The organism is Pseudomonas sp. GM25 (genome assembly GCF_000282255.1).
In the GTDB taxonomy this organism is placed as follows: Bacteria; Pseudomonadota; Gammaproteobacteria; order Pseudomonadales; family Pseudomonadaceae; genus Aquipseudomonas; species Aquipseudomonas aphyarum.
On sequence record NZ_AKJQ01000006.1, the window covers coordinates 22,637 to 48,793 of the forward strand.

General features: G+C 60.9%; 22 protein-coding genes. 14 read left to right on the forward strand and 8 right to left on the reverse strand.

The genetic code is table 11. From position 1 onward, the window contains the following. The first annotated feature begins 44 nt into the window (after nucleotides 1–44). From PMI24_RS01770 to PMI24_RS01785, 4 genes are all read left to right on the forward strand, one after another. The gene (locus PMI24_RS01770; protein ID WP_007950869.1) at nucleotides 45–524 is read left to right on the forward strand and encodes a hypothetical protein; all 480 of its coding nucleotides are present in this window, start codon (nucleotides 45–47) and stop codon (nucleotides 522–524) included. 166 nt (nucleotides 525–690) lie between these two features. Next, on the forward strand, nucleotides 691–945 hold the full coding sequence (locus PMI24_RS01775) for a YkgJ family cysteine cluster protein (protein ID WP_007950870.1): 255 nt from the start codon (nucleotides 691–693) through the stop codon (nucleotides 943–945). 41 nt (nucleotides 946–986) lie between these two features. Further along, on the forward strand, nucleotides 987–1,592 hold the full coding sequence (locus tag PMI24_RS01780) for an START domain-containing protein (RefSeq protein ID WP_007950871.1): 606 nt from the start codon (nucleotides 987–989) through the stop codon (nucleotides 1,590–1,592). 313 nt (nucleotides 1,593–1,905) lie between these two features. Beyond that, nucleotides 1,906–3,999 carry an LTA synthase family protein gene (locus PMI24_RS01785; RefSeq protein ID WP_007950872.1) on the forward strand — a complete coding sequence of 698 codons (2,094 nt, stop codon included), beginning with the start codon at nucleotides 1,906–1,908 and terminating at the stop codon, nucleotides 3,997–3,999. Nucleotides 4,000–4,059: 60 nt separating this feature from the next. Here the strand turns inward: PMI24_RS01785 and PMI24_RS28650 are convergent, their stop codons facing one another. Next, nucleotides 4,060–4,218 carry a DUF3309 family protein gene (locus PMI24_RS28650; RefSeq protein ID WP_169432680.1) on the reverse strand — a complete coding sequence of 53 codons (159 nt, stop codon included), beginning with the start codon at nucleotides 4,216–4,218 and terminating at the stop codon, nucleotides 4,060–4,062. A 256-nt stretch (nucleotides 4,219–4,474) separates the two neighbouring features. Here PMI24_RS28650 and PMI24_RS01795 point away from each other — a divergent pair, with 256 nt between their 5' ends. The 3 genes from PMI24_RS01795 to csrA all read left to right on the forward strand — a co-directional run bounded on the left by PMI24_RS01795 (nucleotide 4,475) and on the right by csrA (nucleotide 6,011). Further along, nucleotides 4,475–5,290, forward strand: coding sequence for an SDR family oxidoreductase (locus PMI24_RS01795; RefSeq protein ID WP_007950873.1), 816 nt, complete (start codon nucleotides 4,475–4,477; stop codon nucleotides 5,288–5,290). 64 nt (nucleotides 5,291–5,354) lie between these two features. Continuing rightward, entirely contained in the window at nucleotides 5,355–5,687 is a 333-nt protein-coding gene (locus PMI24_RS01800; protein WP_007950874.1) for a YnfA family protein, read from the forward strand. A 138-nt stretch (nucleotides 5,688–5,825) separates the two neighbouring features. Then, nucleotides 5,826–6,011: a carbon storage regulator CsrA gene (csrA, locus tag PMI24_RS01805; protein WP_007950875.1), complete on the forward strand. Its 186-nt coding sequence runs from the start codon at nucleotides 5,826–5,828 to the stop codon at nucleotides 6,009–6,011. Between the two features lie 6 nt (nucleotides 6,012–6,017). Here the strand turns inward: csrA and PMI24_RS01810 are convergent, their stop codons facing one another. The 4 genes from PMI24_RS01810 to PMI24_RS01825 form a co-directional block, all read right to left on the reverse strand. Further along, the gene (locus tag PMI24_RS01810; protein WP_007950878.1) at nucleotides 6,018–6,245 is read right to left on the reverse strand and encodes a YheU family protein; all 228 of its coding nucleotides are present in this window, start codon (nucleotides 6,243–6,245) and stop codon (nucleotides 6,018–6,020) included. A gap of 59 nt (nucleotides 6,246–6,304) precedes the next feature. Beyond that, nucleotides 6,305–7,495: an osmoprotectant NAGGN system M42 family peptidase gene (locus PMI24_RS01815; protein ID WP_007950879.1), complete on the reverse strand. Its 1,191-nt coding sequence runs from the start codon at nucleotides 7,493–7,495 to the stop codon at nucleotides 6,305–6,307. A gap of 144 nt (nucleotides 7,496–7,639) precedes the next feature. Continuing rightward, a complete protein-coding gene (gene ngg, locus PMI24_RS01820; protein ID WP_007950880.1) occupies nucleotides 7,640–9,385 on the reverse strand; it encodes an N-acetylglutaminylglutamine synthetase in 1,746 nt (581 codons plus the stop codon). Between the two features lie 3 nt (nucleotides 9,386–9,388). Continuing rightward, nucleotides 9,389–11,161: an N-acetylglutaminylglutamine amidotransferase gene (locus PMI24_RS01825; RefSeq protein WP_007950882.1), complete on the reverse strand. Its 1,773-nt coding sequence runs from the start codon at nucleotides 11,159–11,161 to the stop codon at nucleotides 9,389–9,391. Nucleotides 11,162–11,353: 192 nt separating this feature from the next. Here PMI24_RS01825 and PMI24_RS01830 point away from each other — a divergent pair, with 192 nt between their 5' ends. Then, nucleotides 11,354–16,291 (forward strand): NEL-type E3 ubiquitin ligase domain-containing protein, encoded by a 4,938-nt coding sequence (locus PMI24_RS01830; protein WP_238553804.1) that lies wholly within the window; start codon nucleotides 11,354–11,356, stop codon nucleotides 16,289–16,291. A 24-nt stretch (nucleotides 16,292–16,315) separates the two neighbouring features. Here PMI24_RS01830 and mnmC read toward each other — a convergent pair whose 3' ends face one another. Next, the gene (mnmC, locus tag PMI24_RS01835; RefSeq protein ID WP_007950887.1) at nucleotides 16,316–18,295 is read right to left on the reverse strand and encodes a bifunctional tRNA (5-methylaminomethyl-2-thiouridine)(34)-methyltransferase MnmD/FAD-dependent 5-carboxymethylaminomethyl-2-thiouridine(34) oxidoreductase MnmC; all 1,980 of its coding nucleotides are present in this window, start codon (nucleotides 18,293–18,295) and stop codon (nucleotides 16,316–16,318) included. A gap of 173 nt (nucleotides 18,296–18,468) precedes the next feature. Here mnmC and pap point away from each other — a divergent pair, with 173 nt between their 5' ends. Together pap and PMI24_RS01845 are read left to right on the forward strand one after the other, a co-directional pair. Beyond that, nucleotides 18,469–19,983, forward strand: a complete 1,515-nt coding sequence (pap, locus tag PMI24_RS01840; protein WP_007950889.1) for a polyphosphate:AMP phosphotransferase — start codon at nucleotides 18,469–18,471, stop codon at nucleotides 19,981–19,983. Nucleotides 19,984–20,085: 102 nt separating this feature from the next. After that, on the forward strand, nucleotides 20,086–21,270 hold the full coding sequence (locus tag PMI24_RS01845; protein WP_007950890.1) for a thiolase family protein: 1,185 nt from the start codon (nucleotides 20,086–20,088) through the stop codon (nucleotides 21,268–21,270). Here the strand turns inward: PMI24_RS01845 and PMI24_RS01850 are convergent. Continuing rightward, the gene (locus PMI24_RS01850) at nucleotides 21,267–21,467 is read right to left on the reverse strand and encodes a DUF6316 family protein (RefSeq protein WP_007950891.1); all 201 of its coding nucleotides are present in this window, start codon (nucleotides 21,465–21,467) and stop codon (nucleotides 21,267–21,269) included. The genes PMI24_RS01845 and PMI24_RS01850 overlap by 4 nt on opposite strands. Nucleotides 21,468–21,682: 215 nt before the next feature. On the opposite strand from PMI24_RS01850, the gene PMI24_RS01855 reads away from it, so the two are divergent. Beyond that, on the forward strand, nucleotides 21,683–22,642 hold the full coding sequence (locus PMI24_RS01855) for a DMT family transporter (protein ID WP_007950893.1): 960 nt from the start codon (nucleotides 21,683–21,685) through the stop codon (nucleotides 22,640–22,642). Between the two features lie 36 nt (nucleotides 22,643–22,678). Here the strand turns inward: PMI24_RS01855 and PMI24_RS01860 are convergent, their stop codons facing one another. Continuing rightward, nucleotides 22,679–24,073 carry a class II fumarate hydratase gene (locus PMI24_RS01860; RefSeq protein ID WP_007950894.1) on the reverse strand — a complete coding sequence of 465 codons (1,395 nt, stop codon included), beginning with the start codon at nucleotides 24,071–24,073 and terminating at the stop codon, nucleotides 22,679–22,681. 193 nt (nucleotides 24,074–24,266) lie between these two features. Here PMI24_RS01860 and PMI24_RS01865 point away from each other — a divergent pair, with 193 nt between their 5' ends. The 3 genes from PMI24_RS01865 (at nucleotide 24,267) to trhO (ending at nucleotide 26,156) form a co-directional block, all read left to right on the forward strand. Then, a complete protein-coding gene (locus tag PMI24_RS01865; RefSeq protein ID WP_007950895.1) occupies nucleotides 24,267–24,785 on the forward strand; it encodes a DUF2059 domain-containing protein in 519 nt (172 codons plus the stop codon). Nucleotides 24,786–24,797: 12 nt separating this feature from the next. Next, nucleotides 24,798–25,097, forward strand: a complete 300-nt coding sequence (locus PMI24_RS01870; RefSeq protein WP_007950896.1) for a BolA family protein — start codon at nucleotides 24,798–24,800, stop codon at nucleotides 25,095–25,097. 117 nt (nucleotides 25,098–25,214) lie between these two features. After that, nucleotides 25,215–26,156: an oxygen-dependent tRNA uridine(34) hydroxylase TrhO gene (gene trhO / locus PMI24_RS01875; protein WP_007950897.1), complete on the forward strand. Its 942-nt coding sequence runs from the start codon at nucleotides 25,215–25,217 to the stop codon at nucleotides 26,154–26,156. The last annotated feature ends 1 nt before the right edge of the window (nucleotide 26,157 follow it).

A 26,157-nucleotide genomic window follows, 5' to 3' on the forward strand; every position in this document is an offset into this window, starting at 1 on the left:
AACAGGCGAGCATATGGCCCTCTGCCGTTAGCTTCGTTGGGTTCATGAAAGCGAAATTTTCTGCCGTCTGGGTTGTGCTCTGCCTGTTGATGATGGGTCATGTGCCTGGCGCCATGGCGGCCGCGGCTCAGGAAAAGACGCCGGCCGCTGCCGCCGCGAAAAAACCGGTCACGGCCAAGAAAACCGTTCCAGCGAAAAAAGCTCCGCAGAAAAAGGCTGCTGCCGCCAAGAAGCGCGCTCCGGTCGCTTCCAAGTCGAAGTCGGCGAAAGAAGTGGCCAAGACGCCATTGCCGTCCGCGAAGCTCGATTTGAGTCTTCCCAAAGACATGGTTCAAGAGTTGAAGCCGCCCGGCTCAGTGACGCTGCCCAAGCGCGAACCGATCCTGCCGCAGATGTTCGGCGACAAGAACAGCGGGTTCCAGCTCAACGGCCGTTTGCTCAGCAACGAAATGCAGTTGCAGCTGCGTAACGAAGAGCGCCGGGAAGTCGAAGGCGCGGCGCTGGATTTCGAGTTCAAGCAATAAATCGTCCCCGTCGGTGACCCGCAGACCAGACGCTTTGTCGGAGACTGGTCAGTCACTTTCGTTTCTGCGTAAAAACCCCGGTTCAGGCAATTTAAAACAGCCGTTTAAGCGGTTACCCTGTTCCGCGTCCCTTTAACACATTGCCCGCTGCGAGGAACGCGTCGTCATGAAATGCCGTGAAGGCTGTGGCGCCTGCTGCATTGCCCCTTCCATCAGTTCGCCGATTCCAGGCATGCCCGATGGCAAACCTGCCGGTGAACGCTGCGTTCAGTTGTCGGTCGATAACCTGTGCAACATTTTCGGCCGACCGGAACGTCCGGCGGTCTGCTCAGGATTCAAGGCCGATCCCGAAGTCTGCGGCAGCAGCCAGGAAGACGCGATCAGACTGCTCGGCTGGTGGGAGCAGATGACGGCGGCGTGATGTGTCAAACGAACGGAACTTCAACAATAAGGAATAAGACTATGGGTTCGCTGCATCGTATCGCTGTGTTGTGTGGTTTGACTGCCGTGCTGGCCACCTCGGCCGCCCAGGCTGAAGACTGGAAAGTCGCCAAGAACGAGGACGGCATCAAGGTCTCCCTGAGCGAAGTGCCGGGTTCGGACTACAAGTCCTATCAGGGCGTGACCGTGATGAAGACCACCATCGCCAAACTGCGCGCCTTGCAGGAAGACGTTTCCGGTGCGTGCGCCTGGATTCACGAATGCAAGACCCAGAAACTGCTCAAGCACGAAGGCGACCAGAGCTGGACCTACACCCAGTTCAACACCCCATGGCCGGTGACTCCGCGCGATTCGATCCTGCATGTCACCACTGTTGAAGGCGCCGATGGCAGCCTGACCCGTAACCTGGAAGGCGTGCCGAAGTACCTGCCTGAAGAAAAGGGCTTTGTGCGGGTCGCGCAGGTCAAAGGCTTCTGGAAGTTCGTGCCAAAAGGCGACCAGGTTGAAGTGACCTATCAGGTTCACACCGAGCCGGGCGGCAGCGTGCCGTCGATGATCGCCAACAAGTTTGTGGTCGACGCACCGTTCAACACCCTGAAAGCCTTGAAAGAACGCGCCGAGAAGTAACTGTCGCGTTCATCTGTAAACGCCCCGAAGAACTCGGGGCGTTTTGTTTTCCAGGTTTATTGTGTTTCCGGATATGCGTTGAACGAAATTTTCACAAAGTCTCCAAGACAATTCGCCCGCGCTGTCTGCACCTGTCCCGGTGCGCCGTGCCTTGAATGAAAGCGTCCGGCAGCGGGCACTAATCAATGGCAATGCCGCCGGTGATCGTGCAACATTTGCGCTCCGCGCAAGCCCCGGGGCCTGGATAGGCCAACAGAGGGCAGGGCGCAGCTGAATTTTTGCAACTTCAACTTCCAATGGGTCCTAAAACGACATGGCAAACCCGGACGCCCTGAGTCAGCAGCGATCTTCCAGTCGCCTGCTGCAACCGACCGTCAAATCGCATCTGGCCTACACGCTCCTGTGCGCGCTGGTCATGATGGTGATGTTTTCCGTGCTGCGCCTCGCGCTGCTGGTCTACAACCGCGAGATGATCCTCGACACCCCGGCCTCGACTTTCCTCGAAGCCTTCGCCAACGGCCTGCGCTTCGATATTCGCCTGGTGGTGTATGTCTGCATTCCGCTGGTGCTGGCGCTGTTCAGTGCCCGGGCCATGGCAGCGCGCGGGTTCTTCCGTCTGTGGCTGACCGTCGCTTCGAGCATCGCGCTGTTCCTCGGCCTGATGGAGATGGACTTCTATCGCGAGTTCCACCAGCGCCTCAACGGCCTCGTGTTCCAGTACGTGAAGGAAGACCCGAAAACCGTGATGAGCATGCTCTGGTACGGTTTCCCGGTGGTGCGTTACCTGCTGGCGTGGGTCGTGGGCACCTTGATCCTGACCCTGGCGTTCAAGGGCGCTGATCGTCTGACCCGTCCGCGTGGCCCGTTCAGCGGTGGCAACGTCGGCACCCGTCAAGTGGCGCCATGGTATGCGCGTCTGGCGGTGTTCGTGGTGTGCCTGCTGATTTGTGTGGTCGCCGCTCGCGGCACCCTGCGTCAAGGCCCGCCGCTGCGCTGGGGTGACGTATACACCACCGATTCGAACTTCGCCAACCAGCTCGGCCTCAACGGTACGCTGTCGCTGATCGCAGCGGCCAAGGACCGGATGGGCGAGGATCGCGACAACATCTGGAAAGCCACGCTGCCGCAGGATCAGGCGCAGAAAGTGGTTCGCGAAATGCTGATGACGTCGGACGACAAACTGGTGGATGCCGATATCGCTGCCGTGCGTCGTGAATACACGCCGCCTGCCGACAAGACCCTGCCGATCAAGAACGTCGTCGTGATCCTGATGGAAAGCATGGCCGGTCACTCGGTGGGCGCACTGGGCGCGCCGGGCAACATCACGCCGTACCTCGACAAGCTGTCGAAGGAAGGCCTGCTGTTCGACCGTTTCTTCTCCAACGGCACCCACACCCACCAAGGCATGTTCGCCACCATGGCGTGCTTCCCGAACCTGCCGGGTTTCGAATACCTGATGCAGACCCCGGAAGGCAGCCACAAGCTGTCCGGCCTGCCGCAGTTGCTCAGCGCTCGTGACTATGACGACGTGTACGTCTACAACGGCGACTTTGCCTGGGACAACCAGTCCGGTTTCTTCAGCAACCAGGGCATGACCAACTTCGTCGGCCGCAACGACTTCGTGAACCCGGTGTTCTCCGATCCGACCTGGGGCGTGTCCGACCAGGACATGTTCGACCGTGGTCTGGTGGAGCTCAAGGCTCGGGAAAACGGCAAGCCGTTCTACGCGCTGCTGCAGACCCTGTCCAACCACACGCCGTACGCCTTGCCGACGCCGTTGCCGGTCGAACGCGTCACCGACCGTGGCCCGCTCAACGAGCACCTGACCGCCATGCGTTATTCGGATTGGGCGCTGGGCCAGTTCTTCGAGAAGGCCCGCAAGGAGCCGTACTTCAAGGAAACCCTGTTCGTCATCGTCGGCGACCACGGCTTCGGCAACGAGCGTCAGATCACCGAAATGGACCTGGGCCGCTTCAACGTGCCGATGCTGATGATCGCACCGGGCATCCAGGAAAAATTCGGTACCCGTGACCACACCGTGGGCACCCAGATCGACATCGTGCCGACCATCATGGGTCGCCTCGGTGGCGAAGTGCGCCATCAGTGCTGGGGTCGCGATCTGCTGAACCTGCCGCAGGGTGACACCGGTTTCGGTGTGATCAAGCCGTCGGGCAGCGAGCAGACCACCGCCATCGTCACCGCCGACCAGATCCTGGTGCTGCCGAAAGAGAAGGAAATGGCACCGAAGATCTATCAGTACGAACTGGGCGCCAACCCGCACGCCGAAGTGGTACCGGATGCACCGCGCACTGCCGAGCTGAAACTCAAGCTCGAAGCGTTCCTGCAAACGGCCACCAAGAGCCTGATCGACAACACCGCCGGTGTGATTAACGGCAAGCCGGACTGATCATTCGGCGCAATAAAAAAGAGGCCCTTCAAGGGCCTCTTTTTTTTGTCGGTCAAACAGTCATATCCGACCGAGTAACAACAGCACCAACAGTACTACCAGCACCACACCGATAATGCCCGAAGGGCCATAACCCCAACTTCTGGAGTGCGGGAAGACCGGCAGACCACCGATCAGCAACAGGATCAGGATAATGATTAGAATTGTGCCCATGTCTATTTCCTTGTTGATAGTGTCTGTGAAGTCTTGGTGTTCAAGGGCGGCTGGAAGTTGAACTAAATCCAGACGGCTTACAAATTCCGACTGGTGAGCATGAAAGAAAATTCAATGTTTTTTTAAGGTATTTGGCTCGCGTGCTTATTTCGTTTGTTGTCGCGGTTTGCCCTCGCCATTCAGCAATCTGATGGAGCGTGGGTCGCTGCGGATCCTTCGCTACACTCCGCGCATCTTCCCCGGAACAACAAGGCTGTCTGCTATGCAAAATCGCATGATGATCACTGGCGCGGGCTCAGGCCTGGGTCGCGAAATCGCGCTGCGCTGGGCGCGTGAAGGCTGGCAACTGGCCTTGTCCGACGTCAGCGAGCCCGGTTTGCAAGAGACCCTGAAACTGGTTCGCGAGGCCGGCGGCGACGGCTTCATCCAGCGCTGCGACGTGCGCGATTACAGCCAGCTCACCGCGTTCGCCCAGGCCTGCGAAGTGAAACTTGGCGGCATCGATATCATCGTCAACAACGCCGGTGTGGCCTCGGGCGGTTTCTTCAGCGAGTTGTCGCTGGAAGACTGGGACTGGCAGATCGCGATCAACCTGATGGGCGTGGTCAAGGGCTGCAAGGCGTTCCTGCCGCTGCTGGAACAGAGCAAGGGCAAGATCATCAACATCGCCTCGATGGCCGCGCTGATGCAGGGCCCGGCGATGAGCAACTACAACGTGGCCAAGGCTGGAGTGGTGGCGCTGTCGGAGAGCCTGTTGATCGAACTGGCTCAACAGGAAGTCGGGGTTCATGTGGTCTGCCCGTCATTCTTCCAGACCAATCTGCTGGATTCTTTCCGTGGCCCGACGCCGGCGATGAAAGCCCAGGTCGGCAAGTTGCTGGAAAGTTCGCCCATCACCGCCAGCGATATTGCCGATTACATCTATAAGCAAGTCGCAGCCGGCGAGTTCATGATTCTGCCCCACGAACAAGGGCGCATGGCCTGGGCGCTCAAACAGAAGAACCCGCAGTTGCTGTACAACGAAATGACCGCGATGGCCGAAAAGATGCGCGCCAAGGCCAAACAGAACAACGGCTGAACTTGCCCGGGGTTCGTCGCATCGTTAGGGTGGCCGCAACAGTCACCCTGACGAGATGTCTTGCATGCTCAACTACCTGTGGTTCTTCCTCGCCGCGCTGTTCGAAATCGCCGGCTGTTTCGCGTTCTGGATGTGGTTGCGCCAGGGCAAGAGCGCCCTGTGGGTGATCCCGGCGCTGATCAGCCTCACCCTGTTCGCGCTGCTGTTGACGCGCGTCGAAGCGACCTACGCCGGTCGCGCCTACGCCGCTTATGGCGGCATCTACATCATTGCTTCGATTGGCTGGCTGGCGGTGGTCGAGCGCATCCGCCCGTTGGGTTCGGACTGGATCGGTGTGGCGCTGTGCGTGATCGGGGCGAGTGTGATCCTGTTCGGACCACGGTTTTCCGCGAGCTGAATCTTGCAGGCCTGAAGGAAATGTCTGAAGGCTTGCGCGACCTGATGCGTAGGGAATGACTGAATTGCCCGGCGTGCATTGTAGGGCGGTCGAAACCCGCGCATCTTCAAGGCTCGCAAACCTTGAAGGACACCTCCCATGCTTGTACTCAGCCGTGTTGTCGGTGAACTGATTTCCATCGGCGACAACATCACTCTGCGCGTTCTGGCGGTCAACGGCTCCAGCGTGCGGTTCGGCGTCGAAGCGCCGGAGCAGGTCGGCGTGCATCGCGCCGAAGTCTACGAACGGATCCAGCGCAAGCAGGCCAGCGGCAAGGGCCGCTGACCGTTTTCAGTCGAACAGATGCTTGGGTACGTCGTGCTTGAGCATCAACTGGCATTGCTCGCTTTCCGGATCGAAAACGATGAGCGCCTGGCCTTTGGTCAGCGCCTGGCGAACCCGCAGTACGCGGGTTTCCAGCGGCGTATCGTCACCGTTGTCGGTACCGTCGCGGGTGACGAAATCCTCGATCAGGCGGGTGAGGGTGTCGACTTCGAGCACGTCGTAGGGAATCAGCATGGGCACCTCGGCTAAATCAATGTCGGGATGCTACGGCGAATGATCGCCGAGGGCCAGACTCAACTGTCCGAGCGTTGCCCCACCAGGCTGTCCACCGACGGCACACGGGTGTCGCTCTCCATCTGCGTCTCGTGTTCGATCTGGTGACTGAAGCGGTCCAGTGATCCGGTGGCCGGTTGCGCATCGCTGGCAAATACCGGCGGACTCAGAATGTACGCCCCCAACAAGCGACTGAGCGCCGCGAGGCTGTCGATGTGCGTGCGTTCGTAGCCGTGGGTTGCGTCGCAGCCGAACGCGAGCAGGGCGGTGCGAATGTCGTGACCGGCGGTGACGGCCGAATGGGCGTCGCTGAAGTAATAGCGGAACAGGTCGCGGCGCACCGGCAGTTCGTGCTCACCGGCCAGACGCAACAGGTGCCGCGACAGGTGATAGTCGTACGGCCCGCCGGAATCCTGCATCGCCACGCTCACCGCGTGTTCGCTGGAGTGCTGGCCCGGCGCGACCGGGGCAATGTCGATGCCGACGAATTCGCTGACGTCCCACGGCAACGCCGCCGCTGCGCCGCTGCCGGTTTCCTCGGTGATGGTGAACAGCGGGTGGCAATCGATCATCAACTCCTGACCGCTGTCGACGATGGCTTTCAGCGCTGCCAGCAGCGCGGCGACACCGGCCTTGTCGTCCAGATGTCGGGCGCTGATATGGCCGCTCTCGGTGAACTCGGGCAAAGGGTCGAAGGCCACCACATCGCCGACGCTGATGCCCAGCGAATCGCAATCGGCACGGGTCGCGCAGTAGGCGTCCAGACGCAGCTCGACGTGATCCCAACTGATCGGCATCTCGTCCACGGCCGTATTGAAGGCATGCCCGGACGCCATCAGCGGCAACACGCTGCCGCGAATCACACCGTTGTCGGTGAACAGGCTGACGCGGCTGCCCTCTGCAAATCGGCTCGACCAGCAGCCCACCGGCGCCAGGGTCAGTCGCCCGTTGTCTTTCACCGCGCGCACGGCGGCGCCGATGGTGTCCAGGTGTGCCGAGACCGCCCGGTCGGGGCTGTTTTTCTTGCCCTTGAGGGTGGCGCGGATCGTGCCGCGACGGGTCATCTCGAAGGGAATGCCAAGTTCCTCCAGACGTTCGGCGACGTAACGCACGATGGTGTCGGTGAATCCGGTAGGGCTGGGAATGGCGAGCATTTCCAGCAGGACTTTCTGCAGGTAGTTCAGATCCGGTTCGGGAATTTGGGTGGTCATGGAAACTCCTGATGAGTTGGGCGCATCGATGGTTTCGATGAGAAAGATTGGTGAAGTCTGCCAGGCCGTCATCGCCAGCAGGCTGGCTCCCACAGAGGAAACGCGGTCACTTGTGGGAGCCAGCCTGCTGGCGATGGGGGTTGGTCAAACGGCCGGCTGACTGTGCGGAAACAACAGATCGACAAACCGCTCGGCCGTCGGTTGCGGCTCATGGTTGGCGAGCCCCGCCCGTTCGTTGGCTTCGATGAACACGTACGCCGGTTGATCCGCCGCCGGCACCATCAGGTCGAGGCCGACCATCGGGATCTCCAGCGCCCGGGCCGCGCGCACGGCAGCGTCGGCCAGGGTCGGGTGCAGAATCGCCGTGACGTCTTCCAGCGTGCCGCCGGTGTGCAGGTTCGCCGTACGCCGCACGAACAGATGCTCACCGGCCGGCAGGATGCTGCTGTAGTCGTAACCGGCCGCGTGCAGGGTGCGTTGGGTTTCTTGGTCCAGCGGGATTTTGCTTTCGCCGCTGGTGGCTGCTTGTCTGCGTCGGCTCTGCGCTTCAATCAACGCGCCGATGGAATGGTGACCGTCGCCAACCACTTCCGCCGGCCGGCGGATCGCCGCTGCGACCACCTCGAAACCGATCACCAGAATCCGCAGGTCGAAGCCCTCGTGGAAGCTTTCGAGCAGCACGCGAGTGTCAAACTGTTTGGCGGCTTCGATGGCCTGCTGCACGTCCTCGATGGTTTGCAGATCCACCGCCACGCCTTGGCCCTGTTCGCCATCCAGCGGTTTGACCACCACGCGCTGGTACTCGTCGAGAAACGCCAGATTGTCGTCCGCATTCCCCGCCAACTGTTGTGACGGCACATTCAACCCGGCGGCTTTCAGCACGTTATGGGTCAGGCTCTTGTCCTGGCACAGGTTCATGCTGATGGCGCTGGTCAGGTCGCTGAGGGATTCGCGGCAACGCACCCGGCGCCCGCCGTGACTGAGGGTGAACAGCCCGGCGTCGGCGTCATCCACTTGCACGTCGATGCCGCGCCGATGGGCTTCCTCGACGATGATTCGCGCGTAAGGATTGAACTGCGCCTCCGGCCCCGGACCAAGGAACAGCGGCTGATTGATGCCGTTCTTGCGCTTGATGGCGAACGTCGGCAGGTTGCGGAAGCCGAGTTTGGCGTAGAGGTTTTTCGCCAGGCGGTTATCGTGCAACACCGACAGATCGAGGTAGCTCAGACCGCGACTCATGAAGTGCTCGATCAGATGGCGCACCAGCACTTCGCCGACACCGGGGCGCGAGCACTGCGGGTCGACCGCCAGGCACCACAGGCTGCTGCCGTTTTCCGGGTCGTTGTAAGCCTTCTGGTGATTGAGGCCCATGACGCTGCCGATCACCGCGCCGCTGTCGTCGTCTTCGGCCAGCCAGTACACCGGGCCGCCCTGATGGTGCGGAGTGAGCAGGGTGGCATCGATCGGCAGCATGCCGCGCGCCTGATACAGCTGATTGATAGCCTGCCAGTCCGCGTCACTTTGTGCACGACGGATGCGGAAGCCGCGAAACACCCGGGTGGCCTGACGATAATCGCTGAACCACAAGCGCAGAGTGTCGGACGGGTCGAGAAACAATTGAGTCGGTTCCAGCCCGAGAATCTGCTGCGGCGCGGCGACGTACAAGGCAATGTCGCGCTCGCCCGGCTGTTCGTTGAGCAGTTCCCGGGCAAGGCTCACCGGATCGGGAAAAGTGTGGCCAATCAACAACCGGCCCCAGCCGCAATGCACCGCAATCGGCTCGGCGGCCGGCTCGCTGCCGTCCTCGGCCAGACGCGCCTGCAAGCGTTCGTAGGACGGTGTCTGACCGCGCAGTAGCCGTTGGCTGTAAGCCGTGGCGTGAGGTTTCATCGATCAGATTCCTTGTTCGCTGAGCCAAAGGTTCAGGGCCGCCAGTTGCCACAGCTTGGAGCCGCGCAGCGGGGTCAACTGGCCTTGTGGATCGGTCAGCAATTTGTCGAGCATGGCGGGGTTGAACAGGCCGCGATCCTGACTCGGATCGAGCAACAGCTCGCGCACCCAGTTGAGGGTATCGCCCTGCAAGTGTTTGAGGCCGGGCACCGGGAAGTAACCTTTCTTGCGGTCGATCACTTCGCTCGGAATCACCAGTCGCGCGGCTTCTTTCAACACCTGCTTGCCGCCGTCCGGCAGTTTGAATTTGCCCGGAACACGGGCCGACAATTCCACCAGTCGGTAGTCGAGAAACGGCGTACGCGCCTCCAGGCCCCAGGCCATGGTCATGTTGTCGACGCGTTTGACCGGGTCGTCCACCAGCATCACTGTGCTGTCCAGACGCAGGGCCTTGTCGACCGCTGCATTGGCGCCGGGCTGTGCGAAATGTTCCTTCACGAAGTCACCGGCAGCGTCATTCGCTGTCAGCCATTTAGGCTGCACCGTGGCGGCGTAGTCGTCGTAGCTGCGGTCGAAAAACGCCTCGCGATAGGCCGCATACGGATCGGCCGCGCCGTCGACTTGCGGATACCAGTGATAACCGGCGAACAACTCGTCGGCGCCCTGGCCGCTCTGTACAACCTTGCAGTGCTTGGCCACTTCGCGGGACAGCAGATAGAAGGCGATGCAGTCGTGGCTCACCATCGGCTCGCTCATGGCGCGGAACGCGGCCGGCAGTTGTTCGATGATCTCTTTTTCGTCGATGCGCAGTTGATGGTGCTGGGTGCCGTAGTGCTTGGCGATCAGGTCGGAATACTGAAACTCGTCACCGCGCTCGCCGCCGGCATCCTGGAAACCGATGGAAAAGGTCGACAGGTTTTCCACGCCGACTTCGCGCAGCAGACCGACGAGCATGCTCGAATCGACGCCGCCGGAAAGCAGTACACCAACATCCACCGCCGCCCTTTGGCGGATCGCCACGGCTTCGCGGGTGCTGTCGAGCACGCGGTCTCGCCAGTCTTCGAGAGTCAGGTTTTTCTCGTCGTCGTGTGGGCCGTAGGGCAGGGTCCACCAGGTTTTCTGCTCGGTGGTGCCGTCCGCTTCAATGCGCATCCAGCTCGCTGGCGGCAACTTTTCAATGCCCGCCAGCAAGGTGCGCGGCGCAGGCACCACGGCGTGGAAATTCAGGTAATGGTTTAGCGCCACCGGATCGAGGATCGGGTTGATGTCACCGCCCTTGAGCAGCGCGGGCAGAGCCGAGGCAAAACGCAAACGCTGGCCGGTGCGCGACAGGTACAGCGGCTTCACACCGAGACGGTCGCGGGCGATGAACAGGCGCTGGGCATCGCGCTCCCAGATGGCGAAGGCGAACATGCCGTTGAGTTTCGGCAGCAGCGCTTCGCCCCAGGCGTGATAACCCTTGAGCAGCACTTCGGTGTCGCCGCCGGAGTAGAACGCATAACCGAGCGCTTCGAGTTCGGCGCGCAGTTCCGGGAAGTTGTAGATCGCGCCGTTGAAGGCCAGGGACAGGCCCAGTTGGCTGTCGATCATCGGCTGCGCCGAGCCGTCCGACAGGTCCATGATTTTCAGGCGTCGATGGCCCAGGGCAATCGGCCCCTGAGCATGAAAGCCCCACGCGTCGGGGCCGCGAGGCGCCAGGTGATGGGTGATTCGCTCGATGGCTGCAAGGTCTGCAGGTTGTTGATCAAAACGTAACTCGCCAGCTAATCCGCACATAAAGTCCTTACCGGTTTTTCCGTTGGGGAGGGTGTCGCTGCACCGCGCCGAAATGGCCGGTACCCAGAAACTGACCCGGTGCGGATGTGGGAGTTTTAGAACGATCAGTTATAAGCGTGTTGGCCTGACCGGTGGCCCATTAACAGCTTGGGTGAAGGGGGAGGTAGTAGATTAGTATTCGAAACATACGGATTGCTGGTTGTTTCCCGGCCCGAACGGGCAGTTATTCGTATTTTTTATTCGGCGGCGGGATCGATAGGGTGGAAGGGACTCAACAGCAATAAAGGAATATTGCCCATGTCCACTACACCCGCGTCGATCGCACCGATCGCCCTGACGGAAAAACAGAAACTGAGCTTTTTGCTGGAAGCCACTGGCGATCTGGACACTGCCAAGGCATTGCAGAAAAGCTTCCCCCCTGTGCTGTTCAAAGCCAGTGCCGACACATTGGCAGCGCTGGACAACAGTGCGCGTGACTTGCATACCACCCAGGCTCAGGTCGAGACAGACTTGAGCCGGCTGCAATCGCTGAAAAGCTTTTGCATCGCGCAATTGAACTGCGCCCTGACCAAACGCTGGTCAGCTGTGTTCGATGTCGAGAAAGACCACCTCGAGTTACCGGGAAGCTATTGCGGTTGCGAGCCGGTAACGCCACCGGGCGGCGGAGCGAAGGTCATGCCGTCCGCTACCCCGACTCTGCTGGAAGCGGCGATGCAGAACTTCACGCAAGACGAGGCGCAGGCCGGTTATTTCCCCGAGGGCAGCGTTGTACGGATTGCCAGCACGCCTGACGGTTTACCCGGCCTGACCCCGGCGGCGTTCGCCGCGCTCTGTCGGGAGCTGGATCTGGGGCAGCAATACCAGGCGCATTTTCAACAGGTGTTTGGCGTCAAGGAGGTCGATGGCAGCAGGGTCGCCACCGGTCCGATGGTTCGCAATATCACTGTGATGAAAAAGCAGATGCTGCAACTGGATCTGCACCTGGCGCTGATGAAGGAACACGTCTCCCGGGACGGTTTTCAGACGGTTCAGCGCCTGATCGACGCCGGTGGCATAGCTGATGCCAAAAGCCTTCAGTTCAAGGGCCGGCCGCTGATCATGCAGGGCATTGAAGCGCTGGACAGTTGCCTCTGGGGTGTTGTGGTCTTCTCCGAAAAATCGGTCGAGCTGGATCCGGATCAATGGTGTCTGGTGTACATGCCCGGGAAACCCGACCAGCCCCTCTACGAGTACGCGAGTTTCACGGCGTTCATCGCATATCTGGAGTTCAAACTGGGAGTCGGCAGTTACAAAAGCTACTTCACCCACTGCATCGGCGAGGTCGACAAGGTCGAGTTTTTCAAAACGTTGGCCGACACCCGAAGTCTGGGGCACGTCAAACAGTTGGAAATGCCCGGCCCGCTGTTCGATTTCATGCTCAAAAGTCATGTCGGCAAACTGCAACTCGACGCCCGTGCGCTTGCCGTGCCGACTGCCGATGTCGATGAGGAAGAGCGCAAGAAGCGTTTGATCCAATACCTGGAAATCGGCATGACGGTCGCCAACGTGGCGGGGTTCGTCGTCCCGGTATTGGGGCAACTGATGATGGGTGTCGCGATCGGGCAAATGCTCGCGGAAGTGTACGAAGGGGTCGAGGACTGGAATCGCGGCGACCGCCAGGAAGCTTTTTCGCATTTGCTCAGTGTCGCGGAAAACCTTGCCCTGATGGCCGCCGTGGGTGCCGGCGTCAAGGTCCTGAAGTCACTGGCGATCAAGACCGTTCAAAAACACCCGGATTTCTTTCAACCCTTTACCGCCATTCTCGACCGCAGTGGTCAGTCCCGATTATGGAAGCCGCAACTGAGCGCCTATGAACAGCCTCTGCCTGTCGAGGAAGGCCTCGAACCGGACGCAACAGGCTTGTATCAGGCCGACGGCAAGACTTTCGCCCGCATTGACGACCGCACCTATGCCGTGGCGCTGGATCCGGCTTCGAAGACCTGGCGGATTCAGCACCCTGTCCGTCCACAGGCGTATGCGCCGACGCTCAAGCCCAGCCGACACGGCGGCTGGCGTCATGCCTCGGAGCCGAGCGAGCAATGGTCCGGCGCCTATACCCTCAAACGCATCGATCCGCAGTTGGCGCGTTTCGAAGACAGTCGCCTGGAGATGATCCGGCGGCTGACCGACACCCGCTTCGACGAACTGCATCGCCTGAGCGATGACAGCCTGCCACTGACTCCCCGTTTGCGGGACACTCTCGAACGGTTCGGCCTTGAGCGCCGGGTGCGTGACTTCGTTGCCGCCATGGAGCGTGGCGAGGCGACCGAAGCCCGTCATGTCCAGGAACAGTTAAATGCGCTGCCAAGGCTTTCCCGCTGGCCTCAGGATCGCTACATCGAAGTCGTTGATGACAGTGGAAACATCACCGAGACCTTTCCGCCGGGTTCGGTTGAAGATGACACCCTGAGCGTCGTCGTCAGCACCACCCAACTGCAAAAGGGCGAGTTGTTGCAGACCGTCATCGACGGACTTTATCCCAAAGAAGTCGAGGCTTTGATCGGTCCGAATGTTGCGTCGGCCGACCGAGGGGCGGAGTTGGCAAAAGTCATTGGAAGGGCCGTCAAGGCGGATAGTCGTTCAACCTTCGACCACCTCTATCGGCGCTATGACCTGACCCTGGACAGTGAGGTGCTCAAGACCAGAGCGGCTTATCCCGACGTACCGACGCGTTACGCACAGGAACTGATCCGTCAGGCTTCGAGTGTCGAACGCGCGCTTCTGCGCACCACCGGACGAGTGCCAATGGGCCTGGCGCAGCGCTTGAGCGAGGCCGCGAACAATGTTCGCCTGGATCGGGCGCTGACCGGGTTCTACCTGGCTGAAGTCCCCAACGCCGATACCGAAAAACTGGCCATCGGCTTGTTGCCGCAACTCGAGGGTTGGGATCCGCAGCTTTACCTGGAACTGCGGGCTCAGTCACTCAAGGGAGACCTGCTTGAGACCCTCGGCAAGAAGCCTCTCACTGCCGGGAACTCGCTCACACTGGTCAGGCTCGACAACGGCTTCGAGGTGTTCGACAGCCAGGCCAGGTCTCTCGGAAAAGCGCTGGGGCCGGACAGTCTCTATCAGTCGATCCTGAAGGGGCTTTCACCTCGTCAGCTGAAGTCCATCGGGCTGGAAGGCATCAACCCCGAGGATGGCTGGCGTCTGCGAAGCAAGTTACTCGACAGTGCATTGGATGAACGGGAAGGATGCAACCGGTTGTTAAGCGGCGAGCGGTTCGAGCCACCGGCCCCCGAGCCGGCATGCAGGCTTTCCGATCCACCCGCTGAAGCCACGCATCATCCGCAACGCCTGTTGCGCAAGGTGAAAAAACTCTACCCCTTGTTTTCCGATATTCAGGCCCGGGAGTTTCTTGATCAGTTGGGCGCAGACCATCTGACACGCGCACTTCGGGTCAGGCAATTGCAGGATGACCTGGCGCGCTTGCGAGAGGTGCTCGATACCTGGATGGACGATGCCGCGGCCATCAAGGCTCAGGGCGGGATATCGACTGAAGTGCGCGAATGCCGGCATCTCGTGGCGTACGAGATCGAAGACAGTTTTCGCCTGCTGGTTTTCCTGCCCGACGAGTATTACCGTCCGGCCTATGGCCTGAAGCTCGATGGCATGCGGTTCGGAAAGCTGCCGATCCTGCCGCCCGGGCTGAGCTTCGATCACGTGAGGCATCTGTCACTGCAAAACATGCAGCTGGACAATGATGTCGCGTATTTCCTCAAAGCCTTCAAAAACCTCGAGACACTTGAGCTGGGTCACAACAGGCTCACCCAGTTACCGGAGGCGGTCACGCTCATGCCGAACCTCAGGCGTTTGGGCCTGATGCACAACCGGCTCCAGCTGACCGAACATGCCCTGGTGAAATTGTCGCGAATGCGCAATTTGCAAAGCCTGGACCTCAGCGAAAATCCTTTGGGGGCGACGGTTGATGTCAGCGGGATGTTCGAACTGTCTGACCTGAGCGTGCGCAATACCCGCACCACGGAACTACCCAAGGGGTTGCACCATTTGCCGAACCTGGATCGGGTAGATCTGCGCGACAATGACATTCGCGATTTACCACAGTGGCTGTTTGAAACACCGCGGCGCTTCAGTGAAACGATCAATCTGCGCAACAACCCGATTTCCGCTCTCAGCAGTACTCATCTGGAGAACTACCGCAAGAAAGTCGGGGTCGGCATGGGGTATCTGGAAAACGATATCGCGCGCCTGGATGAACACCAGGCACGTTCGATCTGGCTGACCGAAACCGGAGGAACGGTGGGTTCCAGGCGGCTGCAAACATGGAACGCGATCAACGACGATCCGATGGCTGAAGGCCTGTTTCATTTGCTGGCGGAGCTGGGCAATACCGCTGACTCCGAGTTCGTGCGAGAGGATATGTCCAGGCGGGTCTGGGCGGTGCTTGAGGCGACGCAGGCCAACGCCGAACTGCGCGAGCAGATTTTCAATCTGGCGGCCAACCCGATCAATTGCACGGATAGCGCAGCGCTGAACTTCAGTCATCTGGAGGTCGCCGTGCATGTGCGCAATGTATTGCGCTTTGCCGGTGAGAGGCAGGTCTCCCCGACGGTCCTGATGAAGCTTGCCCGAAGCTTGTTCCGGCTTGAGCAAATCGACTTGATAGCGGCGGAACACGCCCGGGATCAAGGATCCTCCGACCCTCTGGAAGTGACCCTTGCGTATCGCACGGGGCTGGCACGGGCGTTCGACCTGCCTGGGCAGGCGGCGCATATGCGTTACAGCGAACTGGCTGATGTGACGGGTGATGAATTGATAGCGGCGCTCCACCGAATCCAGACGGCTGAACTGTCCTCCAGCTGGGTGAAGTTTCTGGTTCGCCAGCCGTTCTGGAGTGACTACCTGAAAACCCATTTCGCGCAGCAGTTCGAAGACGCCATTGCCCCTCACCATGAGGAAGTTCAGGCACTGTTCGAAAAAGCTGAGGAGCTCACTTCTGCCGACTACCTGAGTGAAATGGGTCTGTGCACCTCGCGTAAGCAACAGACCGAGAACGCCCTGTTGCAACGCTTGACCCAGCGTATCGCGGAGCAGATCGAGCGGGGCACCTGCATCGTGCCCGGTGACTGACGGCGACCGAACGGTGCGCCCGGTTCACTTGCCGCGAATCAACTGGCGCAGGGCGAAGCGGTTGGGGTGACAAGCCTCGGCCACGGCTCTGGGCAGCGGCAGCGGTTCGTTGTCCAGCCACGCGGCCAGCAGCTCGCCAGACAGTGGCGCGGTGATCAAACCGCGTGAACCGTGACCGCTGTTGACGTACAGGCCGTCCAGCCACGGGCAGGGAATGTCCGGCACTTGCCGGGCATCCTTGCTCAAGGCGCGATAGGCCTCGGTGAAGGCTTCGCGATCGGCGAGCGGGCCGACAATCGGCAGGTAGTCGGGGCTGGTGCAACGGAACGCGGCGCGACCCTCAAGGCTGTCGGTGTCGAGTTCGCCGATGTGCAGGCGCGCGACCAGATCCGTGGAGATCTCTTCGAGCATCGCCAGATTGCCCAGGTGTTCGGCGGTGGTCGGTGTCAGGTCGTCGCTGTTGAAATCGAAACTGGCGCCGAGGGTGTGTTCGCCCAAGCGTGCCGGTGCGACATAACCTTCGGCGCACACGACGGTGCTCAGCGCCTGGCTTTGTGTGGTCTGCGCCAGCCGGGTGATCTGCCCGCGAATGCGCTTGAGGGGCAGGTCGGCACTCTGGGCAAAACGCTTGATTTCGGCAGCACCGGCCAGCACCACGACGGGTGCTGTTGCGATCAATTGTTCACCGTCGAAGGCTTGCCACTGACCATCGATTTTGCGCAGCTCCACGGCTTCCTGATGGGTGAGCAGCGTGACGCCCGGTTGTGCGGATTGCGCCTGACACAGCGCCGGCGGATGCACCCAGCCGCCCTCGGGATAATACAAACCGCCATGGGCCAGACCGATGCCGGCGCGGGCCTGCGCTTCGGGTTGATCGAGCCATTGCAGAAGGTCTTCGGGAAACGCGGCCGCCAGTTGCGCCTGACGCTCACGTTCCTTTTCATTGAACGCCAGTTGCAGCACGCCGCAGTCGTCCCAGTCGGTGCCGCGTTGCAGGGTTTCCAGCAGACGTCGGGTGTAGCCGAAACCGTTGACGATCAGCTGCGACAGTGCGGTGCCGTGGGCGGACAGTTTCAGGTACAGCACGCCTTGCGGGTTGCCCGAAGCTTCCTGGGCCACCGCGTCATGCCGTTCCAGCAGACTGACCTGCCAGCCCCGCGCCGCGAGGCTGGCAGCGGTGGCGCAACCGGCCAGACCGGCGCCGATCACCAATGCCCGTCGCTCACTGCTCAATGGAGCCGGGCGGGCGAACCACGGTTTTTCGGCGGCGGGGGGCTCAACGTCCTCGGGCCAGCCGAGAAATTGGCCGCGCAGGATCTCCCACTTATGGCCGATGCCCGGCGTGCGCTTCATCTTGAAGCCGGCGGCGTTCAGCAGGCGCCGTACCCAACCGGTGCTGGTGAACGTGCTGATGGTCGAACCGGGCGCCGCCAATCTCGCCAGTTCGGCGAACAGTTCGGCAGTCCACATCTCCGGGTTTTTCGCCGGGGCGAAACCGTCGAGAAACCAGGCGTCGATCTGGCCGTCCAGTTGCGGCAACTGCTCCAGTGCATCACCGATCAGCAGCGTCAGGGTCACACGACCGTTATCCAGAACAATGCGCTGGAAACCTTGATGAATTGCCACGTAATGCTTGAGCAACTGGTCGGAGAAATGCTTCAGGTCGGGCCACAACGCCAGCGCCCGCTGCAGGTCGGCAGGGCTCAACGGAAATTTTTCGACGCTGACAAAATGCAGCCGCGCACCGGCCACCGCATGCTGTTCGAACAACTGCCAGGCGCAGAGAAAATTCAGCCCGGTGCCGAAGCCGGTTTCACCGATCACCAGTCGCCCATCCGCCGACAGCGCGGCAAAACGCTCGGCCAGACGGTTCTGTTCGAGGAACACGTAGCGGGTTTCATCCAGCCCCGACTGGTCGGAAAAATACACATCGTCGAACACTCGCGAGCGCGGGCGTCCCTGGTCATCCCAGTCGAGTTGGGCGTGGGGCATTACAGGTTTCATGGCAGGCTCGGCAACGACAAGGCGGCCATTCTAGCCGATCACGCAGGCGGCGCTTGATCCATGGCAAGCCTTGCCGACGATCACTCAAGGACAATCCGCCGCCGGCGGGAATTTCTGTGCCGCGTCAGAGCCCAATCCGCTAGTCTTGCTGAATCCTGGAAGGAGCCGTCCCTATGTTCGAATCCGCTGAAATCGGTCACGCCATCGACAAAGACACCTACGAAGCCGCCGTGCCCGCCCTGCGTGAAGCGTTGCTTGAAGCCCAGTTCGAGTTGCAGCAGCAGAAGCGCTTCCCGGTGATCATTTTGATCAACGGCATCGAAGGCGCCGGCAAGGGCGAGACGGTGAAGTTGCTCAACGAGTGGATGGACCCGCGATTGATCGAAGTGCGCACCTTCGATCAGCAGACTGATGAAGAGCTGGCACGGCCACCGGCCTGGCGTTACTGGCGGATGCTGCCGGCCAAGGGGCGGATGGGGATTTTCTTCGGCAACTGGTACAGCCAGATGCTGCAGGGCCGGGTGCACGGGTTGTTCAAGGATCCACGTCTGGATCAGGCGATTGCCGGCGCCGAGCGCATGGAAAAGATGTTCTGCGATGAAGGCGCGCTGATCTTCAAGTTCTGGTTCCACCTGTCCAAGAAACAGATGAAGGCGCGGCTCAAAGCTTTGGCCGATGACCCGTTGCACAGCTGGCGCATCAGTCCGCTGGACTGGCAGCAATCGCAGACCTACGACAAGTTCGTCAAATACGGCGAGCGCGTGTTACGTCGCACCAGTCGCGATTACGCGCCGTGGCATGTCATCGAGGGTGTCGACCCGTACTACCGCAGCCTGACGGTCGGCAAGATTCTGCTCGAAGGCCTGCAAAACGCGCTGAAGCGTCCCGATGTGCACCCGCACGATGTCAGTGCCCAGCCGCTGGGCTCGTCGGTGGATCAGTTAAATCTGCTCGACAGCCTCAACCTGACTCAGCGTCTGGAAAAGAAAGATTACGAAGAGCAATTGATCACCGAGCAGGCGCGGCTGTCCGGCCTGATGCGTGACAAGCGCATGCGCCGTCATGCGCTGGTGGCGGTGTTTGAAGGTAATGATGCCGCGGGCAAGGGCGGTTCGATTCGTCGAGTGGCGGCGGCGCTCGATCCGCGCCAATACAGCATCGTGCCGATTGCCGCGCCGACCGAAGAGGAACGGGCGCAGCCGTATCTTTGGCGTTTCTGGCGGCACATCCCGGCGCGGGGCAAATTTACCGTGTTCGACCGTTCCTGGTACGGCCGGGTGCTGGTGGAGCGGGTCGAAGGCTTTTGCAGCACCGCCGACTGGATGCGTGCCTATGGCGAAATCAATGACTTCGAGGAGCAACTGGCCGATGCCGGGGTGATCGTGGTCAAGTTCTGGCTGGCGATCGACAAGGACACGCAGATGGAGCGCTTTCAGGAGCGCGAAGAAATCCCGTTCAAGCGTTTCAAGATCACCGAAGACGACTGGCGCAACCGCGACAAGTGGGATGCCTATCGCGCCGCCGTGGGCGACATGGTCGACCGCACCAGCACCGAAATCGCGCCGTGGACCCTGGTCGAGGCCAATGACAAGCGCTGGGCCCGGGTCAAGGTGCTGCGCACGATCAACCGTGCGCTGGAAGATGCTTTCGAGAAGTCCGACAAGCGAGCCAAAAAGCACAAGGACTGAACCGATGGGCCCGCATACGCGAGGTGAATGATTGTCGCGGTCGGCGATTGGGTGGACTTATGCTCGGTCCACTCTCAACCGACTGCAACAATGAGGTATGCCATGCGTGAAGTGGTGATCGTCGACAGCGTACGGACCGGCCTGGCCAAGTCCTTTCGCGGCAAGTTCAACCAGACCCGTCCCGATGACATGGCGGCCCATTGCGTCAATGCGTTGCTCTCGCGCAACGACATCGACCCGGCCAGCGTCGAGGATTGCATCGTCGGCGCCGGCTCCAACGAAGGCGCCCAGGGCTACAACATCGGCCGCAACGTGGCGGTGCTCTCGCAACTGGGCACTGGCACTGCCGGCATGACCCTCAACCGGTTCTGTTCGTCGGGATTGCAGGCGATTGCGATTGCCGCCAACCAGATTGCTTCGGGTTGCAGCGACATCATCGTCGCCGGCGGCGTCGAGTCGATCAGCCTGACCCTGAAAAGCGTCAACACCGATCACTTGATCAACCCGTTGCTCAAGCAGCAGACCCCGGGCATCTACTACACCATGGGCCAGACCGCCGAGGTGGTGGCGCGCCGTTATGGCGTCAGCCGCGAGGCGCAGGATCGTTACTCGCTGCAAAGTCAGATCCGCACCGCTCAGGCGCAGGCAGCCGGCCTGTTCAACGATGAAATCGTGCCGATGGCGGTGAAGTACCGCGTTGAAGACAAAAACAGTGGTGAAGTGCAGATCCTCGACGGCATCGTCGATCACGACGACTGCAACCGCCCGGACACCACCTTTGAAAGCCTCGCCGGGTTGAAACCGGTGTTCGCCGAGGACGGTTCGGTGACCGCCGGCAACTCGTCGCAGTTGTCCGATGGCGCCTCGATGACGCTGGTGATGAGCCTGGAAAAAGCCCTGCAACTGGGGCTCAAGCCGAAAGCGTTTTTCCGTGGGTTCACCGTGGCCGGTTGCGAGCCGGATGAAATGGGCATCGGTCCGGTGTTCTCGGTGCCGAAACTGCTCAAGGCCAAAGGCTTGCAGGTGGCGGATATCGATCTGTGGGAATTGAACGAAGCGTTCGCCTCGCAGTGCCTGTACGCCCGTGATCGTCTGGAAATCGACAACGAGAAGTACAACGTCAACGGCGGCTCGATTTCCATCGGTCACCCGTTCGGCATGACCGGGTCACGCCAGGTCGGGCATCTGGTGCGCGAGTTGCAGCGGCGCAATCTGCGTTACGGGATCGTGACCATGTGCGTGGGCGGCGGGATGGGCGCGACCGGGTTGTTCGAAGCGGTGCGTTAAACCGGCCTGCCGGAATCCATCAATCGCATCCGCGCGATGTACGCGCGGATTTCCTGCTCGGCTTTCTCGGGGCTGTCGAACGGCCCTTCGAGGGTGTTTTCCCGGGTGCTGAAATACAGTTCGCCGTTGACCCGGCACACGCGGTCGCTGCGAAAGTGCGTGGCGGGGGCGGGGTCCTGGGCGCGCATGCCTAACATGACGGGGTCTCCTTGGTGAGTGATGTCCCGGGCTGGATCCAATCAGCTTATGCCTGAACCACTTACCTTGCCCGGGCAGCCGATCAACGGCCCATCGTCAATTTTTTGCTGCGACCTGCACAGTTTCATTTGCGGCTGGAGCGCAACTGTCCCTGTGTCGGGCAGGGTCTGTGCGCCTAGAATGAGCGCTCCTGTCTCTGGCGCTTGGGGTTCTCATGCACGTTTCATCGGGTCGTTGGGTGTACGGCATGTTCCTGGCGTTGTTGACGGCGTTTCTGTGGGGAATCCTGCCGATCAAGCTCAAGCAGGTGCTGGTGGTGATGGACCCGGTCACGGTGACCTGGTTTCGCCTGCTGGTGTCCGGCGGCTGTCTGTTCATTTATCTGGCGGCGACCAAACGCTTGCCGAGTCGCAAGGTGCTCGGGCCGAAGGGCGGCTGGCTGGTGCTGATGGCGGTGCTCGGGCTGGTAGGCAATTACGTGCTTTATCTGATGGGCCTGAACCTGCTCAGCCCCGGCACTGCGCAACTGGTGGTGCAGATGGGGCCGATCATGTTGCTGATCGCCAGTCTGTTCGTGTTCAAGGAGCGCTTCAGTATCGGTCAGGGCATTGGCCTGGCGGTGCTGTTGATCGGGTTTGCACTGTTCTTCAATCAGCGTCTGGCTGAATTGCTCACCTCTTTGTCTGACTACACCGCCGGCGTGTTGCTGGTGCTGTTGGCGTCGACCGTCTGGACCTTCTATGCGCTGGGGCAGAAGCAACTGCTGACGGTATGGAATTCGTTGCAGGTGATGATGGTGATCTACCTGTTTTGCGCCATGTTGCTGACGCCTTGGGTGCATCCGCTCGAAGCGCTGTCACTGAATCCGTTGCAGGGCTGGCTGCTGCTGGCGTGCTGCATGAACACCCTGATCGCCTACGGCGCCTTTGCCGAGGCGCTGGCGCATTGGGAGGCTTCACGGGTCAGCGCGACGCTGGCGATCACGCCGTTGGTGACGTTCGGTGCGGTGGCCGTGGCGGCGGGGGTGTGGCCTGAATATGTGCATGCCGAGCAAATCAATCTGCTGGGGTATGGCGGGGCGGTGCTGGTGGTGCTGGGGTCGGCACTGGTGGCGCTGGGGCCTTCGCTGATTGCCGGGCTCAAGGCCCGGCGGGCGAAACTGTTGGTCGGATGACCTTCCCGTGCCGGGCACGGGAAGGATCGGGATGACTCAACCCTTGGCCCCGGCCTCGATCATGTTCTCCGGCCGCACCCACGCATCGAACTCTTCATCGGTCAGATAACCCAGCTCCAGCGCCGCTTCGCGCAAGGTCTTGCCTTCGCCGTAAGCCTTCTTGGCGATTTCCGCCGACTTGTCGTAGCCGATATGCGGATTCAGCGCCGTCACCAGCATCAAGCCGCGTTCCAGATGTTTCGCCATGACTTCGGCATCCGGTTCCAGCCCGGCAATGCAGTGCTGCTGGAAGTTGCTGCAACCATCGGCCAGCAGGCGGATCGATTGCAGCAGGTTATGGATGATCACCGGTTTGAACACGTTCAGTTGCAGGTGACCCTGGCTGGCGGCGAAACCGATCGCTACGTCGTTGCCCAGCACCTGACAAGCCAGCATCGACAGCGCCTCGCACTGGGTCGGGTTGACCTTGCCGGGCATGATCGAGCTGCCCGGTTCGTTGGCCGGCAGGCGCACTTCGGCAAAACCGGCACGCGGACCGGAACCCAGCAGGCGCAGATCGTTGGCGATTTTCATCAGCGCCACGGCGAGGGTTTTCAGGGCGCCGGAGAGGGTGGTCAGCGGCTCATGACCGGCGAGGGCAGCGAACTTGTTCGGCGCAGTGACGAACGGCAGGCCAGACAGCGCGGCCAATTCAGCAGCAATCGCTTCGCCGAAGCCGTGGGGCGAGTTGAGCCCGGTACCGACGGCGGTGCCGCCCTGTGCCAGTTCGCAGACTGCCGGCAGCGCCGCGCGAATTGCCCGTTCGGCGTAATCCAGCTGCGCTATGAAGCCGGAGAGTTCCTGGCCGAAAGTGATCGGCGTGGCGTCCATCATGTGGGTGCGCCCGGTCTTCACCAGTTTCATGTGCCGCGCCGACAGTTCGGCCAGACCGCCCGACAGCTCGGCGATGGCCGGCAGCAGTTGGGCCTGCACCGCTTGCGCGGTGGCGATGCTCATCGCAGTGGGGAAGCAGTCGTTGGAGCTCTGCGAGCGGTTGACGTGATCGTTGGGGTGCACCGGCGTCTTGCCGCCGCGCGGGTTGCCGGCCAGTTCGTTGGCGCGGCCGGCAATCACTTCGTTGGCGTTCATGTTGCTTTGGGTGCCGCTGCCGGTCTGCCAGACCACCAGCGGGAACTGGTCGTCATGCTGGCCGTCGAGCACTTCGTCGGCGGCCTGTTCGATCAGGCGGGCGATGTCGGCGGGCAGGTCGCCGTTGCGGTCGTTGACCCGGGCCGCGGCTTTTTTAATCAGGGCCAGAGCGTGCAGTACCGGCAATGGCATGCGTTCCTGACCGATGGCGAAGTTGATCAGCGAGCGTTGCGTCTGAGCGCCCCAGTAAGCGTCGTCCGGGACCTCGATCTGGCCCAGGCTGTCGGTTTCGATACGGCTCATCGTGCACACTCCTGTTGGTCTGTTTGCGCAGTTTAGGCCGGTGTCGGCCCCGGTGGTTCCCTCCAGTCGATTGTTGACCGGCAAATCCCCGCCAATCAAGCGCGGCAAGGCCCGGGGGTTGAGCCGCAGCGTTATTCAGGCGCAGAATGGTCGCCCTTGGGGTTTTACCTCGCCTAGCTGAAAAGGAAACTCGATGACTCGTCTTCGTGCCATCTGCACCGCGGTTGCCCTGGTTTGCGCCAGCGGCCAGGTGCTTGCCGATACCGCCAGCCACAACGCCAGTGCCGAAGCTTTCCTGACCCTGGCACACGCTGACAAGCTGGGCACTCCGGTGTACATGCAGGTTCAGCAGATGTTCGCCCAGCGTTTTGAACAGACCAAGGCGCCGGAATCCAAGAAAGCCGTTCTGGATACCTATCAGGCAAAGGCCAACGCCGCTCTGGACCAGGCCATTGGCTGGAACAAGCTGAAACCGGACATGGTCAAGCTCTACACCAGCAACTTCAGCGAATCCGAGCTCAAAGACCTGGTCGCGTTCTACCAGTCGCCACTGGGCAAGAAAGTCCTGGAAAAAATGCCGCAGCTGACTCAACAATCGGCCCAGATGACCCAGGCCAAGCTGGAAAGCGCCGTACCGGTGGTCAACAAGCTGCTGGACGACATGACCAACGAGCTGGCACCGAAAGGCGCGGCTCCGGCCAAGAAGAAGTAAGCGGAGTTCGTGATGACCATGCAACAACGCATCGAATCGACGCTGGCGCTGCTTCAGCCTGAGCATCTGCAAGTGCTGGACGAAAGCCACATGCACAGTCGCGGGTTGCAGACCCACTTCAAGGCAGTGGTGGTCAGTGCGCAGTTCGAAGGTCTGAACCGGGTCAAGCGCCACCAGAAAGTCTACGGCACGCTCGGTGAGCTGATGGGCGAGTTCCATGCGTTGGCGCTGCACACCTACACCCCGCAGGAATGGGCAGAGACAGGCGTCGCTCCGGCGTCGCCGACCTGTGCCGGCGGCAGCAAGCATTGAGCCTTGCAGCAATGGACTGAGGTTTTTTGCTAGAATCCGCAACGCGCCGCTCACCCGGCGCGTTTTTTTTCGCATCCGGTTCACCCTTTACGAGGGTAGCCACCTGGAGAAATACCCATGACACAACCGATTGTCGTGGCGGCACTGTACAAGTTCGTCACCCTCGAAGATTACGTCAACCTGCGCGAGCCGCTGCTGCAAGCGATGGTCGACAACGGCATCAAAGGCACCCTGCTGATCGCCGAAGAAGGCATCAACGGCACGGTTTCCGGCAGCCGCGAAGGCATCGACGGCCTGCTGGCCTGGCTGCGCAACGATCCGCGCATGGTCGATATCGATCACAAGGAATCGTACTGCGACGAGCAGCCGTTCTATCGCACCAAGGTCAAGCTCAAAAAAGAGATCGTGACGCTGGGCGTCGAAGGCGTCGACCCGAACAAGAAGGTCGGCACCTACGTCGAACCGCAGGACTGGAACGCGCTGATCAGCGATCCGGAAGTGCTGCTGATCGATACCCGCAACGATTACGAAGTGTCGATCGGCACCTTCGAAGGCGCCATCGATCCGAAAACCACCAGTTTTCGCGAATTCCCCGACTACATCAAAGAACACTTCGATCCGGCCGTGCACAAGAAGGTCGCGATGTTCTGCACCGGCGGCATTCGCTGCGAAAAAGCCTCGAGCTACATGCTTGGCGAAGGTTTCGAAGAGGTTTACCACCTCAAGGGCGGCATCCTGAAGTACCTCGAAGAGGTGCCGCAGGAAGAGACCAAATGGCAGGGCGACTGCTTTGTCTTCGACAACCGCGTGACCGTACGCCATGACCTGAGTGAAGGCGACTACGATCAGTGCCATGCCTGCCGCACCCCGGTCAGCGTAGAAGATCGCGCTTCTGAGCATTACGTGGCCGGCATCAGCTGCCCGCACTGCTGGGACACTCTGAGCGAGAAGACCCGCCGCAGCGCAATCGACCGCCAGAAACAGATCGAACTGGCAAAAGCGCGCAACATGCCGCACCCGATCGGCTACAACTATAAGCAAGCATCCACCGAGGCTTAAT

Excerpts from the sequence above, each read along its gene's own strand:
- PMI24_RS01855 (WP_007950893.1), top strand. The coding sequence starts at position 21,683 with ATGCACGTTTCATCGGGTCGTTGGGTGTACGGCATGTTCCTGGCGTTG.
- PMI24_RS01795 (WP_007950873.1), top strand. The coding sequence starts at position 4,475 with ATGCAAAATCGCATGATGATCACTGGCGCGGGCTCAGGCCTGGGTCGC.
- csrA (WP_007950875.1), top strand. The coding sequence starts at position 5,826 with ATGCTTGTACTCAGCCGTGTTGTCGGTGAACTGATTTCCATCGGCGAC.
- PMI24_RS01815 (WP_007950879.1), bottom strand. The coding sequence starts at position 7,495 with ATGACCACCCAAATTCCCGAACCGGATCTGAACTACCTGCAGAAAGTC.
- trhO (WP_007950897.1), top strand. The coding sequence starts at position 25,215 with ATGACACAACCGATTGTCGTGGCGGCACTGTACAAGTTCGTCACCCTC.
- PMI24_RS01785 (WP_007950872.1), top strand. The coding sequence starts at position 1,906 with ATGGCAAACCCGGACGCCCTGAGTCAGCAGCGATCTTCCAGTCGCCTG.
- PMI24_RS01775 (WP_007950870.1), top strand. The coding sequence starts at position 691 with ATGAAATGCCGTGAAGGCTGTGGCGCCTGCTGCATTGCCCCTTCCATC.
- pap (WP_007950889.1), top strand. The coding sequence starts at position 18,469 with ATGTTCGAATCCGCTGAAATCGGTCACGCCATCGACAAAGACACCTAC.
- PMI24_RS01850 (WP_007950891.1), bottom strand. The coding sequence starts at position 21,467 with ATGTTAGGCATGCGCGCCCAGGACCCCGCCCCCGCCACGCACTTTCGC.
- mnmC (WP_007950887.1), bottom strand. The coding sequence starts at position 18,295 with ATGAAACCTGTAATGCCCCACGCCCAACTCGACTGGGATGACCAGGGA.
- ngg (WP_007950880.1), bottom strand. The coding sequence starts at position 9,385 with ATGAAACCTCACGCCACGGCTTACAGCCAACGGCTACTGCGCGGTCAG.
- PMI24_RS01825 (WP_007950882.1), bottom strand. The coding sequence starts at position 11,161 with ATGTGCGGATTAGCTGGCGAGTTACGTTTTGATCAACAACCTGCAGAC.
- PMI24_RS01860 (WP_007950894.1), bottom strand. The coding sequence starts at position 24,073 with ATGAGCCGTATCGAAACCGACAGCCTGGGCCAGATCGAGGTCCCGGAC.
- PMI24_RS01845 (WP_007950890.1), top strand. The coding sequence starts at position 20,086 with ATGCGTGAAGTGGTGATCGTCGACAGCGTACGGACCGGCCTGGCCAAG.
- PMI24_RS01865 (WP_007950895.1), top strand. The coding sequence starts at position 24,267 with ATGACTCGTCTTCGTGCCATCTGCACCGCGGTTGCCCTGGTTTGCGCC.
- PMI24_RS01810 (WP_007950878.1), bottom strand. The coding sequence starts at position 6,245 with ATGCTGATTCCCTACGACGTGCTCGAAGTCGACACCCTCACCCGCCTG.
- PMI24_RS01800 (WP_007950874.1), top strand. The coding sequence starts at position 5,355 with ATGCTCAACTACCTGTGGTTCTTCCTCGCCGCGCTGTTCGAAATCGCC.
- PMI24_RS01780 (WP_007950871.1), top strand. The coding sequence starts at position 987 with ATGGGTTCGCTGCATCGTATCGCTGTGTTGTGTGGTTTGACTGCCGTG.
- PMI24_RS01770 (WP_007950869.1), top strand. The coding sequence starts at position 45 with ATGAAAGCGAAATTTTCTGCCGTCTGGGTTGTGCTCTGCCTGTTGATG.
- PMI24_RS01870 (WP_007950896.1), top strand. The coding sequence starts at position 24,798 with ATGACCATGCAACAACGCATCGAATCGACGCTGGCGCTGCTTCAGCCT.